Origin of the sequence: Pseudonocardia halophobica (genome assembly GCF_027922425.1) — a bacterium.
In the GTDB taxonomy this organism is placed as follows: domain Bacteria; phylum Actinomycetota; class Actinomycetes; order Mycobacteriales; family Pseudonocardiaceae; genus Pseudonocardia; species Pseudonocardia halophobica.
This window is the reverse complement of record NZ_BSFQ01000008.1, coordinates 189825-203073: the sequence shown is the minus strand read 5'-3', so window position 1 is coordinate 203073 and position 13249 is coordinate 189825. Positions and strand designations below refer to the sequence as shown.

At 75.6% G+C, this 13249-nt stretch carries 9 protein-coding genes; 2 read left to right on the top strand and 7 right to left on the bottom strand.

Annotated features, from left to right (window positions below; all coding sequences use genetic code 11):
• Window positions 1-37: 37 nt before the first annotated feature.
• Genes PKE99_RS12775 through PKE99_RS12765 form a run of 3 tightly spaced genes read right to left on the bottom strand, consistent with a single transcriptional unit; the run spans window position 38 to window position 4176 of the window.
• Window positions 38-3409, bottom strand: coding sequence for an error-prone DNA polymerase (locus PKE99_RS12775; protein ID WP_037046320.1), 3372 nt, complete (start codon window positions 3407-3409; stop codon window positions 38-40).
• A 27-nt stretch (window positions 3410-3436) separates the two neighbouring features.
• A complete protein-coding gene (locus PKE99_RS12770; protein WP_037046318.1) occupies window positions 3437-3784 on the bottom strand; it encodes a thioredoxin family protein in 348 nt (115 codons plus the stop codon).
• Window positions 3781-4176 carry a MerR family transcriptional regulator gene (locus PKE99_RS12765; RefSeq protein WP_037046315.1) on the bottom strand — a complete coding sequence of 132 codons (396 nt, stop codon included), beginning with the start codon at window positions 4174-4176 and terminating at the stop codon, window positions 3781-3783. Before PKE99_RS12765 ends, PKE99_RS12770 begins: the two co-directional genes overlap by 4 nt.
• Before the next feature lie 160 nt (window positions 4177-4336).
• On the opposite strand from PKE99_RS12765, the gene PKE99_RS12760 reads away from it, so the two are divergent.
• Window positions 4337-5275, top strand: coding sequence for a M28 family peptidase (locus PKE99_RS12760; RefSeq protein WP_231498222.1), 939 nt, complete (start codon window positions 4337-4339; stop codon window positions 5273-5275).
• Window positions 5276-5609: 334 nt separating this feature from the next.
• Window positions 5610-7055, top strand: coding sequence for a M28 family peptidase (locus PKE99_RS12755; protein WP_037046312.1), 1446 nt, complete (start codon window positions 5610-5612; stop codon window positions 7053-7055).
• A gap of 104 nt (window positions 7056-7159) precedes the next feature.
• On the opposite strand, the gene PKE99_RS12750 is transcribed toward PKE99_RS12755, so the two are convergent.
• From PKE99_RS12750 to purN, 4 genes are all read right to left on the bottom strand, one after another.
• The gene (locus PKE99_RS12750) at window positions 7160-8992 is read right to left on the bottom strand and encodes a Y-family DNA polymerase (protein ID WP_051737502.1); all 1833 of its coding nucleotides are present in this window, start codon (window positions 8990-8992) and stop codon (window positions 7160-7162) included.
• 252 nt (window positions 8993-9244) lie between these two features.
• Window positions 9245-10195 carry a DnaE2-dependent mutagenesis accessory factor ImuA' gene (gene imuA', locus PKE99_RS12745; RefSeq protein WP_063739767.1) on the bottom strand — a complete coding sequence of 317 codons (951 nt, stop codon included), beginning with the start codon at window positions 10193-10195 and terminating at the stop codon, window positions 9245-9247.
• Window positions 10196-10812: 617 nt separating this feature from the next.
• Window positions 10813-12372 carry a bifunctional phosphoribosylaminoimidazolecarboxamide formyltransferase/IMP cyclohydrolase gene (gene purH / locus PKE99_RS12740; protein ID WP_037046310.1) on the bottom strand — a complete coding sequence of 520 codons (1560 nt, stop codon included), beginning with the start codon at window positions 12370-12372 and terminating at the stop codon, window positions 10813-10815.
• Window positions 12369-13019, bottom strand: coding sequence for a phosphoribosylglycinamide formyltransferase (gene purN, locus PKE99_RS12735; protein WP_051737501.1), 651 nt, complete (start codon window positions 13017-13019; stop codon window positions 12369-12371). The genes purH and purN overlap by 4 nt, the downstream gene beginning before the upstream one ends.
• Window positions 13020-13249 lie beyond the last annotated feature (230 nt).

Genomic DNA, 13249 nt, shown 5'->3' with positions numbered 1-13249 from the left:
CGACTCCGAGACCTCGTGGGGCTTCCGGTGGGGCCGCTCACCGGAAGTCCCGCGACTTCACCGCCACCTTCAGCGGCAACCGCTGCAACCGGTCCGCGACCAGGTTGAGCACGCCCTCGGGGCTCCGCTCCAGCCGGCCGCGGACCAGCAACGCCGCGCTGCCCAGCGCGACCGTGCGGTAGCGCGCCCACAGCCCCTCCGAGCAGGTGACGTTGAGCATCCCGCTCTCGTCCTCCAGGTTCACGAACGTGACCCCGCGGGCCGTCGCCGGCCGCTGCCGGTGCGTGACCAGGCCGCCGACCAGCACCCGCGGCGGGGGGTTGTCCGGGTCGAACGGATCGCCCAGGTCCGCCCGTTCCCCGGCGCCCGCCCTCCGCGCCACCTCGTCCAGCCGGTCGATCCGGACCGCGCCCAGCCCCTCGAGCTCCGTGCGCAGGTGCTGCAGCGGATGGCTGTCCGGCGAGACCCCCGTGGCCCAGACGTCCGCCACGGTCTCCTCCACCTCCGTCATCCCCGGCAGCGCGGGCGCCGCCAGCCCGACCGCGCTGCCCGGCAGGTGCTCCGGCCGCACCGCCGCGACCACACCGGCCGCCCACAGCGCGGCCCGCCGCTCGATCCCGAAGCAGCCGAACGCCCCCGCGGTGGCCAGCGCCTCCGCCTGCGGCCCGGTGAGCCGCACCCGGCGGGCCAGGTCGGCGAGGTCCCGGTACGGGCCCCCGCGCTCCCGTTCGGCCTCGATCTCCTCGGCGAGCTCGGTGCCGACCGTGCGGATCTCGCGCAGCCCGGTGCGGATCGCCCGCCCCCCGGCGCTCTCCTCGTCCGGCTCGAGGATCGCGGCGGCGCCGCCGACGTTGACGTCCGGCCCGCGGACCCGGACCCCGTGCCGCCGGGCGTCGGCGACCAGTGACTGCGGGGAGTAGAAGCCCATCGGCTGGGAGTTCAGCAGCGCCGCACAGAAGGCCGCCGGGTGGTAGAGCTTGAACCAGGAACTGTAGTAGACCAGCGACGCGAAGCTGATCGAGTGGCTCTCCGGGAAACCGAAGTTGGAGAAGGCCAGCATCTTCCGGAAGATCGTCTCCGCGACGTCGTCCGGGATCCCCCGGGTCGCCATCCCCGCGAAGAACCGCTCCCGCAGCCGCTCCATCTTCTCCGTGGAGCGCTTGGACCCCATGGCGCGGCGCAGCTCGTCCGCGTCGGCGGCGGAGAAGCCCGCCACGTCGACCGCGATCTGCATGAGCTGCTCCTGGAACAGCGGCACGCCGAGGGTCTTCTCCAGCGCGCCCGCCAGCAGCGGGTGGTCGTACTCCCACTCCTCGAGCCCGTTGCGCCGCCGGATGTACGGGTGCACCGAGCCGCCCTGGATCGGCCCGGGCCGGATCAGCGCCACCTCGACGACCAGGTCGTAGAACTCGCGCGGCTTGAGCCGGGGCAGTGTGGCCATCTGCGCCCGGGACTCGACCTGGAACACGCCCACCGAGTCGGCCCGCTGCAGCATCTCGTACACCGCCGGGTCGCTCTCCCCGAGCTCGTGCAGCTCGACCTCGTACCCCTCGTGCTCCTCGACCAGGTCCATCATCAGGTGCAGCGCGGTGAGCATCCCCAGCCCGAGCAGGTCGAACTTGACCAGCCCGGCGGCCGCGCAGTCGTCCTTGTCCCACTGGACGACGGTCCGGTCCTCCATCCGCGCCCACTCCACCGGCACGACCTCGGACACCGGCCGGTCACAGATCACCATGCCGCCGGAGTGGATCCCGAGGTGCCGCGGGAAGCCGAGCAGCTGGTCGGCCAGGGCCAGCACCGGCACGGGCAGGTCCTCCGGGACGGTCTCGGTGTCCAGCCCCGTCCAGCGCTCGATCCGCTTGCTCCACGCGTCCTGCTGGCCGGGCGAGAAGCCCAGCGCCTTCGCCATGTCCCGCACCGCCGACCGCGGCCGGTAGGTGATCACGTTGGCCACCTGGGCCGCGTGCGTGCGCGCGTACCGCTGGTAGACGTACTGGATCACCTCCTCGCGCCGGCCCGACTCGATGTCGAGGTCGATGTCCGGGTAGCCGTCCCGGTCCGGGGAGAGGAACCGCTCGAAGAGCAGGCCGTGGCGCACCGCGTCGACGTTGGTGATGCCCAGCGCGTAGCAGACCGCGGAGTTCGCGGCCGAGCCCCGGCCCTGGCAGAGGATCCCGGCCCGCCGGCAGAAGGCCACGATGTCGGCCACGATCAGGAAGTAGCCCGGGAAGTTCTTGGCCTCGATGATCGCCAGCTCGTGCGCCACCATGTCCGCGGCGAACCGGTTCTCCGCGCGGCTGCCGTACCGCTTCGCGACGCCCTGCCAGGTCAGCGCGCGCAGCCAGGTCGCCTCCGTCTCCCCCGGCGGCACGTCGAAGGGCGGCAGGTCCGGTGCCACCAGCTGCAGCTCGAAGGCCAGCTCCCGGCCCAGCTCCGCCGCCCGGCCCACCGCGCCCGGGTACCGCCGCTCGAACCGGGCCGCCATGGCCGCGCCGCCGCGCAGGTGCGCCCCGCCGGCGGCGGGCAGCCAGGGGTCCGCCTCGTCGAGGCTGCGCCGGGCGCGGACCGCCGCCAACGCCGACGCCAGCGGGAACCGGTCGGCCGTGGCGTAGTGCGCCCCGGTGGTGGCCACGGTCGGGACGCCGGCCTCGGCCGCCAGCCCGGCCAGCAGGTCGTTGCGCTCGGTGTCGGTGGGCAGGCCCTGGTGGGTGAGCTCGACGGCCACGTTCTCCCGGCCGAACCGCTCGACCAGCCCGCGCAGCGCCTCCGCGGCCGCTGCGGGCCCACCCGCCCGCAGCGCCTGCTGGACCGTGCCCTTGCGGCACCCGGTGAGCGCGACGACCCGGCCGCGGGTGTCCTCGACGACCTCCACCGGGTCGTACACCGGGCGGCCCTTCTCCGCCCCGCGCAGCTGCGCGGCGCTGATCGTGCGGCACAGCGCCCCGTAGCCCTCCGGGCCGCGCGCGAGCAGCAGCAGGTGGCTGCCCTCCGGGTCCGGCACACCGTTCTGCGGAGCGGGCAGCCCGAGGCTCAGCTCGGCGCCGAAGACCGTGCGCACGCCCAGCTCGCGCGCGGCCTCGGCGAAGCGGACCACGCCGTACATCCCGTCGTGGTCGGTGAGCGCGATCGCCTCGAGGCCGAGCTCGTGGGCCCGCTCGACCAGCTCTTCGGGATGGCTCGCCCCGTCGAGGAAGCTGAAGTTGGAGTGGCAGTGCAGCTCCGCGTACGGGACGGTCTCCTCCACCGGACCCGCGTGCGCGGGCGGCGGTTCGTACGGCTCACGCTTGCGCGACCACGCCGGCGAGTCGCCGCCGTCGGCCTCCGGGCCGCCGCGCAGGCTCGAGCCGACGCGGCCCGACAGCGCGGCCTCCAGCTCCCGCCAGGTGACGTCCGGGTTGCTCCATCCCATGCCCCGGAGCGTACTCGAACATCCGTTCTAACGGGCCGTCGCGACGGAGTTGTCCACAGGCAGGAACGGCTCCACCGCCGCCCGCACCGCCGCCTTCGGCCGCGCCCCGACGACCTGCGTGACCACCCGCCCGTCGACGTACAGGCTCAGCGTCGGCATGCCCATCACCCCGGCCGCGGCCGCGGCCTTCGGGGAGTCGTCGACGTCGAGCGCGACGACCTCCAGCCGCCCCGCCAGCTCGACCGCGAGCTCGGCCAGCACGGGCTTGATCATCCGGCAGGGCGGGCACCAGGTCGCGGTGAAGTCGACCAGCACCGGCCCCGGCGCGCGCAGCACCCGGGCCTCGAAGGTCTCGTCGGTGACGATCTCGATCACGGTTCCTCCACGGACAGTTCACACCGGGGTACCGGTGCCCGCTCGCGCAGCGCGGACCGCAGCTGCGCCTCGAGCTCGGCGCGCACCGCACCGAGCCGGGCCAGGGACGCGTCGACCTCGGCGAGCTTCAGCCGGTACACCGCGATCGAGTCGGCGCAGCTCGCGCCACTCGGGTGGCCCGCGCGGAGGCACTCGACGAAGGGCCGCGTCTCCTCCAGGGACAGGCCCAGCCCGACCAACGCGCGGATCTCGGCGAGCGCCCGCAGGTCCTCCTCGCCGTAGGTGCGGTAGCCGTTCGCCCGCCGTCGCGCAGGCAGCAGCCCGAGCTCCTCGTAGTGCCGCAACGCCCGGGGGCTCACCCCGGCCCGCTCCGCCAGCTCGCCGATCCGCATCGTCCGTCCCCCTCCCGCCGGCGACGCTAGACCTTGCCGCCGACGTGAACGCCACTATTCGAGTGGCGGGATCACCGTCCGGTCCCCATGATCCGGGTGAGGGACCGTCGATCGGAGGCTCATGGTCGACCACCGCCACCGGGCGCCACACACCAGGATCGTGCGCACCGGCCTCGCCGCCCTGCTCGCGGGACTCGCGGTGGCCTGTTCCGCCGCCACGCCCCCGTCGCCGTCGCCCGTGCCGTCCGCCTTCGCGGACGGGCTCGTGGCCGAGGTCAGCGGCGACGGAGCGTATGCCCAGCTCGGCGAGCTGCAGCGGATCGCCGACGCCCACGGCGGCAACCGGGCCACCGGGCGCCCGGGCTACGACGCGGCCGTCGACCACGTCGCCGAGGTGCTGCGCGGGGCCGGCTTCGACGTCACCACCCCGACGTTCACCTTCCGGGACGCGCAGCACCGCAACGTGATCGCGCAGACCCGCACCGGGGATCCCGGCCAGGTCGTCCTCGCCGGTGCCCACCTGGACTCGGTGCGCGACGGCCCCGGCATCAACGACAACGGCACCGGGGTGGCGAACCTGCTGGAGATCGCCACGAAGATGGGCGGCTCGCCGCCGGTGGGCCGCGCCGTCCGCTTCGCGTTCTGGGGCGCCGAGGAGCGCGACTTCGAGGGCTCGCAGGGGTACGTCGACTCGCTGTCCGCGGCCGACCGCCGCGCGATCGCGCTCTACCTCAACCTCGACATGACGGCCTCGCCGAACGCGGGCTACTTCGTGCAGGGCGACGAGCCGGCCAGCCGTGACCTCGTGGCCCGGCTGACGGGGCTGGGGGCCGCGCCGGACACCCTGGAGTTCGACGACGGGTCGGACTACGCGGCCTTCGTGAAGGCCGGCATCCCGAGCGCGGGCCTGCTGGCGGGCGACGAGCAGGTCAAGACCCCCGACCAGGCCGCGAAGTGGGGCGGTACCGCGGGCCAGGTGTTCGACGGCTGCTACCACACGGCCTGCGACACCCTCACCAACGTCGACCGCGTCGCCCTGGACCGCTTCGGCGACGCCGCCGCGGGCACCCTCGGGAGCCTCGCGACCTCCACCACGTGATCGACGCCCACCCCGGTCGTCCGCCGGACGACGCCGGCCGGGCCGCTCCCCAGCCCCCGACCGGCGTCATCCGGGCCTGCCGGCGGCGCGGTACCGGGGGCTCCCCAGCGTCCGGTCGCACGCGTCCGGCGGTCGTCGGGGCTCCGTCACCAGCTCCGACGACGTCCGTGATGCTGTGATCAGTCCACTCCCACCACCTGAGAAACACCTGTGCTGCGCCCGTGCGGCACCCGTGGACCCCGACCGCTCCGGGCGACCCACCCGATCGGGGTGATCGGCGCGCACCCCACCCATGCCGGACACTGTGCGACGACACGGTGACGGAGGGGGAGCCATGCGGGGACGACGACTGGCGGCGACGGTGGCCGGGCTCGCGGCGCTCGTGCTCGCGGGGTGTTCCGCGGCGCCCACCGCACCCGCACCACCGTCGGCAACGGCGGTGGCGCCCGATCCGGGCCTGCCCGCCCGGCTCATGTCCACCGTGAGCGGCGACGGCGCCTTCGCCCACCTGGAACGGCTGCAGCAGATCGCCGACGCGAACGGCGGCAACCGCGCCCTCGGCACCCCCGGCTACGACGCCAGCGTGGACTACGTGGCCCGGACGCTGCGCGACGCGGGGTTCACCGTGGACACCCCGACCTTCGACGTCCGCGCCTTCTCCGTGCAGGACCAGCGGCTGACCGTCGAGGGCCGCACCGTCGAGTCCACCGTCATGAGCTTCTCCCCCTCCACCCCGGCGGGCGGGCTGACCGCGCCGCTGCACGTCGTCGCCCAAGACGCCACCTCCGGCTGCGAGGCCGAGGACTTCGCGGGCATGCCCGCCGGGGCGATCGCGCTGGTCAAGCGCGGCACCTGCCCCTTCGGCGCCAAGTCCGAGAACGCGAAGAGGGCGGGCGCCGCGGGGCTGGTCGTGGTCAACACCGAGAACGAGCGGCTCGACGGCACGCTGGGCGAGTCCACCGAGACCGTGCCGACCACGGGTGTGACCGCGTCCGCGGGCGCCGACCTCGCGACGAAGGGCGGCACGCCGGTCACCCTGCTGCTGACCACCACCACGCGGGACACCGTGAGTCGCAACGTGATCACGCAGACCACGACCGGCGACCCGAACCGGGTCGTGATGGCCGGGGCGCACCTCGACTCGGTGCCGGAGGGGCCGGGGATCAACGACAACGGCACCGGCACGGCCTCGCTGCTGGAGCTCGCGACCGCGCTCGGCCCGACGCCGCCGGTGGCCAACGCCGTCCGCTTCGCCTGGTGGGGCGCCGAGGAGCTCGGGCTGGTCGGCTCCACCCGGTACGTCGAGGGGCTCGCTCCCGCCGACCGGCAGAAGATCGCGCTGTACGTGAACCTGGACATGGTCGGCTCGCCGAACGCCGGCTACCTCGTCTACGACGGCGACGACTCGGACAAGCAGGGCGCCGGCCCGGGCCCCGAGGGCTCGGCGGCCGTGGAGCAGGTGCTGCTCGAGCAGCTCTCGGCCCTGGGCGTGCAGGGGTCGGGCACCGACTTCGACGGCCGCTCCGACTACGGCCCGTTCATCGCCGCCGGCATCCCCTCGGGCGGCCTGTTCACCGGGGCCGAGGAGCGCAAGTCGGCGCAGCAGGCCCAGCAGTGGGGCGGCCAGGCGGACCGTCCGTACGACGCCTGCTACCACCAGGCCTGCGACACCACGGCCAACGTCGACCGCACGGCGCTGGACCGCAACGTCGACGCCCTCGCGGGCACGGTCGGCCGGTTCGCCCTCGACCTGACCGGGGTGCCCCAGCGGCAGTCGTAGCGGCGGTCGCAGGGACGGTCGTCGGACCGCCGGTCGTCGGGCGGCCGGTCGTGGGGCCGCCGGTCGTGGGGCCGCCGGTCGTGGGGCCGCCGGTCGTGGCGCCGTCAGTCGTAGATGCCGGTGACCCACCACCGCTCCTCCCGGTAGAGCAGGAGCAGGGCCACCCCGTCGGCCAGCTCGACCTGCAGCCGAGACCCCGTGAGGCCGTCGGCCGACCACCATCGCCGGCGTACCGGCCAGGGCCCCGCCCAGTCCCGGACCTCGCGCGGCGGGTGCCCGGTGAGCAGCAGCCGGTGCGGGTCGGCCGCGAGCATGCCGGCCTCGTGCAGGCCGACCGGCCTGCCCTCGGCGGTGTGCAGCTCGACCGGGATGGGCTCCTCCGGCACGGTCGCCGGCGACGGCGCCGGGAGACGGCCTGGCCAGGCAGGGACGGGGTCCCGCGCGGCCTTGCCGGTCCGGATCGGCCGCGACCGGCCGGGCTTGCGGGCGGCCGGCCCCCGGGTCGCGGTCGGGGCGGTGCCCCGGAGCGCGGCCTCGGGGGCGTCGGGCGCGAAGCCGCGCGGGGTCTCCCGCGGGAGCGGGGCGGGTTCGAGGACCGGGTCGAGGACGGGCACCGGTTCGCCGCCGACCACCCGCAGCCCGGCCGTCGGGCCGTCCGGGTACGGACCGAACCCCTCGACCGGCGGCTCGGCGGGCGGGCCCTCGAGGGGCCCGGCGGCACGGGAACCGGGCTCGCGGTCGTCGCCCCACGGGACGTACCGGACCCGCTCGTCCGGGTCACGGCCGCCGGCGAGGACCGCGGTGACCACGGACTCCGGACCGAGCAGCGCCTGGACCCGGACCAGCGCGCGCCCGGCCCGCTCGTCCGCCTCGCCGACGTCGCCCCACAGGCCGAGCTGCAGCGCCCCCGCGGTGACCGTCTCCTCCGGGGTGAGCCGCAGCTCGACGACGGCGCCGGAGCCGCCCCGGGTCAGCCACGAGTCGAGCTGCCAGCGCACCCGGTCGACCGTCCCGGACGGGGTGAGCGGCTCGGCGCAGCGCCAGACCCGCAGCAGCTCCTCCCCGCCCTCGGTGCGCGCCCACACCCCCAGCCGGGTGCAGGAGAGGCCGTGCCCGGCCAGGGTGTGGTGCAGCTGCTCGGCCAGCGAGCGGGCGGCGAACGCGGCCGCGTCGACCCGCGTGACCGGCGGGTCCAGCTCGATCGCGACGGCGAGCTCCTCGGGCGGGCACCGGCGCACGGGCGGGCGCGGGTCCAGGCCGCGGGCGAGTCGGTGGGCGAGGACGGCGTCGGCGCCGAACCGGGAGGCGACGTCCGCCTGGGCCAGTGCCCCGAACGCGCCGAGGCTGCGCAGGCCCAGCCGCCGCAGCAGGTCCACCAGCTCGGAGCGGTCGACGTCGGGCTCGCGGTCGAGCTCCTCCACCCCGAGCGGGGCGAGGAACTCCGCGCTGCGGCCGGGCTCGACCCCCACCCCGCGGCGGGCGGCGAGCACGGCGGCGAACAGCCCGTCGGCGAACCCGGTCTGGCACTCCACCCCGGTGCGCGCGGCGACCTGGTCGATCAACCGCTCGGCCGCCTCGCGCTCGCCGCCGAAGAACCCGACCGGGCCCCTGGCCGGGAGCGCCAGCAGGCCGGGCCGGACCACCTCCACCCCCGGGGCCAGCTCCTCGACGGCGACGACCACCGGCTCGAACAGCCGCGCGTCCCGGTCCGGGTCCGGGGCCAGGACGGCGAGCTCGGGGCACCGCGCCTGGGCGTCCCGCCGGCGCAACCCGCGCCGCACCCCCGCCGCCCGCGCACCCGCCGAGCAGGCCACCACGCGGTTGGCCAGGAACACCGCCGCGGGACGGTGGGCCGGGACGTGCGCGGCCTGCATCGCCGCGGTCACGGGCCAGTCCGGGGACCACAACGCCAGCACCCGCTCGCCGGGCTCAGCCATGGGGGTCCTCCCGACGTGGGTGACGGCCCGGAATCTGCGGAGTCGTGGTGGTGGGGCACATGATCACCGGCCGGGACCGTCCACGGCTGTCGGTGGCGCGTGTCGGTCCGGGGCGGCGATCTTGCGACACCTGCAGCGTCGTGATCACCGATCGGGACCGTTCACGGCCATGAGCGGCGCGCATCGGTCCGAGACAGTGATCTTCGAGGCGGCCGGCCGCCGGGCGAGGCCGCCGTCGATCGTGGGGGGTGCTCACGAGACCGCCGCCCGGACCACCGGGATCTCCGCCGGCTCGTCGACCATCGGGGAGCGGCGGATCTCCTCGCGCTCCGCGACCGCACCGCCGGGCCCCGGGAGCAGCAGCTCCGTCTCACGCCCGGACGCACCCGTGCCGCGGCCGGTCGACCGCACCACCGCGCACCGCGAGCGCAACCGGCCCGCGCCCCGCGCGACGCCCCGCCACTCCACCTGCGAGCACCCGAGGACCAGATCGGCGCCCGGCCAGGCACCCAGCGCGAGCAGCACCGCACCGCGCTGCCGGGCCCGCGCCTCCAGCCGCTCCCGGTCGGCCGCGCGCACCCCCGCCCGCTCGGCGCCCGCGACCACGACGAGGTCCAACCCGTCGAGCAGCGCGGCGGTGATCGCGACGAGGTCCGCGCCGGGCCGGGGCACCAGCGCGAGCCGCTCGAGCCGGATCCCGGCCTCCGCGGCGGCGACCGCGCCGAGCCCCGGCGCGCCGACCACGCCCGCCCACGCGCCCTCGGCCGAGGCCTCGGCGAGCAGCCCGAACAGCAGGGACGTCGATCCCGGGCCGGTCGAGACCGACACGGTGGAGCCGCGCCGCAGCCCGCCCCCGGGCAGCAGCGGGGCCAGCGGGGCGACGACCGGGAGGACCCGACCGTCGTCGCCCGGTGCCGGCGCGGGTCGGGCCGCCGCGGACGAGCGGTTCTCCATCCGACGCAGCAGCCCGCGAGCCGTCGCGAGCCGCTCGGCGGCACTCTCCCCGCCCGATCCACCCGGCCCCACCGGCCGGCCGGACCGGACCGGACGCCCCGCTCCGTGGACCCGCAGGTTCCGGGTGCGCGGGTCGGCGGGCGGGCGCCCGCTCCCCACGATCACGCCGCCCTCCGGGTCCTCGCCCTCCCCGTACCCCGGCCCGTCGACCGGCCAGGGATCCGGGTCGAGCGCCCAGGGCTCACCCACGCCGCACCGTCGCCCCGACTCGGAAGACACCTCGAGAGGGCGAAGGCACGAACTTCGCACACCCTCTGTCGCAGCCGCACACCTCATCGACAGCCCGTGCGGCGTCGCTTCGGGTGTGCAGGCCGGCCGGAGCGGGTGCGCCGGGGCGAAAGGGGTGTACAGCCTGCCGACCTGGCCTGGCCGGCCGGTGTGCGGGGCGGATCGGTCGCCGACAGGGCCGCCGTGGCCACCGCAGCGGCACCGGTGCCGCGCGCGACACCGGCTCACGATGTGATGGGACACGGACGGCGCGGGCAGCCTGACGGCAGCTCACGACACACCTCCCCCGCACGACGGGCACGCCGCGGGGAAGACGGCGTTCGAACCTTTGTTCGAACTCTAACCCAGCCCACCGACGCCCTCAACCCGCGATCGGGTGGACCGGTAGGGCGCCCGAGCACAAGATCGTTCCGAGCGCCACCTCACTGCGAGGCCCGACAGCAGCACGGTGACGCTCTGGCCGACGGGGCGACACTCGGGCTGGCGGCACCACATGATCATTTCGAGCGCAACCGGACAGTCCGAGCCGCGACATCGCCATCACGCGGCGGACGGCATGTCGCCGCCCGCCGGCGGGATCAGTGGGCGAAGTGCCGGGTGCCGGTGAGGTAGAGCGTCACGCCCGCCTCGGCGGCCGCGGCGGTCACCTGGTCGTCCCGGATCGAGCCGCCCGGGTGCACGACGGCCTTGACGCCGCCCTCGATCAGCACCTCGAGGCCGTCGGGGAAGGGGAAGAAGGCGTCGGAGGCCGCGACCGCGCCGCGCGCCCGCTCCCCGGCCCGGGTGACCGCGAGCCGGCAGGAGTCGACCCGGTTGACCTGCCCCATCCCGACGCCGACCGCGGCGCCGTCCGACGCGAGCAGGATCGCGTTGGACTTCACCGCGCGGCAGGCGCGCCAAGCGAACGCCAGGTCGGCGAGGGTCTGCTCGTCCGCGGCCTCACCGGCGACCAGCTTCCAGGAGGAGGGGTCGTCGCCCGGGGCGTCGACGGCATCGCGCTGCTGCATCAGCAGGCCGCCGCTGATCGGGCGGATCTCGGCGCCGTGCCGGGCGACCTCGCCGTCGATCCGCAGCAGCCGGATGTTCTTCTTCGCCCGCAGGATCTCCAGCGCCTCGGGCGCGAACCCGGGGGCCACCACGACCTCGGTGAAGACGTCCTTGACCTGCTGCGCCATCTCGACCGACACCTCGCGGTTGGTCGCGATCACGCCGCCGTACGCGCTGACGGGGTCGGTGGCGTGGGCCTTGCGGTGGGCCTCGGCGACGTCGGCGCCCACCGCGATCCCACACGGGTTGGCGTGCTTGATCACCGCGACGGACGGCCGGTCGCCGTGGTCGTGCGCGGCGCGCCAGGCGGCGTCGGCGTCGACGTAGTTGTTGTAGGACATCTCCTTGCCGTGCAGCTGCTCGGCGCGGGCCAGCCCCGTCCCGCCGGCCTCGGAGGTGTAGATCGCGGCGGCCTGGTGCGGGTTCTCGCCGTAGCGGAGGGTGGCCTTGCGGGTCCACGTCGCGCCCGCCCACTCCGGGAAGGCCGACTCGCCGCCGACCAGCACCGACCCCATCCAGGAGGCGACGGCGACGTCGTAGGCCGCGGTGTGCCGGAACGCCTCGGCCGCGAGCCGGCGCCGGTCCTCCAGCACGAACCCGCCGGCGGCGATCTGCTCGAGCGCCCAGGCGTACTTCGCGGGGTCGGTGACCACGGCGAGGCTGTCGTGGTTCTTCGCCGACGCCCGGACCATCGCGGGCCCACCGATGTCGATCTGCTCGACGCACTCGTCCGGCGTCGCGCCCGACGCCACGGTCTCGGTGAACGGGTAGAGGTTCGAGACGAGCAGGTCGAACGGCGCGATGCCCAGCTGCTCGAGCTGCTCGAGGTGCTCCGGCTTGCGGGTGTCGGCGAGCAGGCCGGCGTGCACGCGCGGGTGCAGGGTCTTGACGCGGCCGTCGAGGCACTCCGGGAACCCGGTCAGCTCCTCGACGGGAGTGACGGGGACCCCGGCGTCGGCGATCCGCTGCGCGGTCGAGCCGGTCGAGACGATCTCCACGCCCGCGGCGTGCAGCCCGGTCGCCAGGTCGAGCAGCCCGGCCTTGTCGTAGACGCTGATCAGGGCCCGCTTGACCGGCCTGCGTTCGCTCACTGGACTCTCGCCTCTCGGTTGCACAGCGTCTTTCCGGTACTCAGCGTCGCGACGGTGGCCACGAGCAACCGCCGCTCCGCGATCTTGATGCGTTCGTGCAGCTCGGCCTCGGTGTCGCCGGGCAGCACGGGGACGGCCTCCTGGGCCAGGATCGGCCCGGTGTCCACGCCGGCGTCGACCAGGTGGACGGTGGTCCCGGTGACCGTGACGCCGTGGGCGAGGGCGTCGCGGACGGCGTGCGCGCCGGGGAACGCGGGCAGCAGCGCCGGGTGGGTGTTGACGACGGGGCGGCCGATGCCGTCGAGGAACGGCGCGCCGAGGATCCGCATGAACCCCGCGCTGACGACGAGGTCCGGCCGATGCTCCAGGACGGCGGCCAGCAGCGCGCGGTCCCACGCCGGGCGGTCCGGGTGCTCGGCGGGCCGCACGGTGAAGGCGGGGACGCCGGAGCGGGTGGCCCGGTTCAGCGCCTCGACGCCCGGACGGTCGGTCCCGACGGCGACGACCTCCGCCGGGTAGGCCGGGTCGCGCGCGGCGTCGAGCAGCGCCTGCAGCAGGGTGCCGGAGCCCGAGGCGAGCACCACCAGGCGGGCGCGCCCGGGTAGGCCGTCCCGCGACGTGGGCTGTGCGCTCGTCGGGGCGGGCACGGATCTCCTCGGGCGGGCGGCTCTGACGGACCCCTCCAGCCTAGGCCGCGACGGCGGTCACAGCGCGAGGACCTGCCCCGATCCGGTCAGGAGCCGCTGATCCGCGTTCGGGAAGGAGACCGTTCGGGAATCGAACGTCCCGCTGCCCGGACGTGGATCGGCGTCATGGACGTCGAGCGGTGCAGCGTCCGGGCGGAGCGGCACGGAGCCTGGGCGAGGACGGCCGGCCC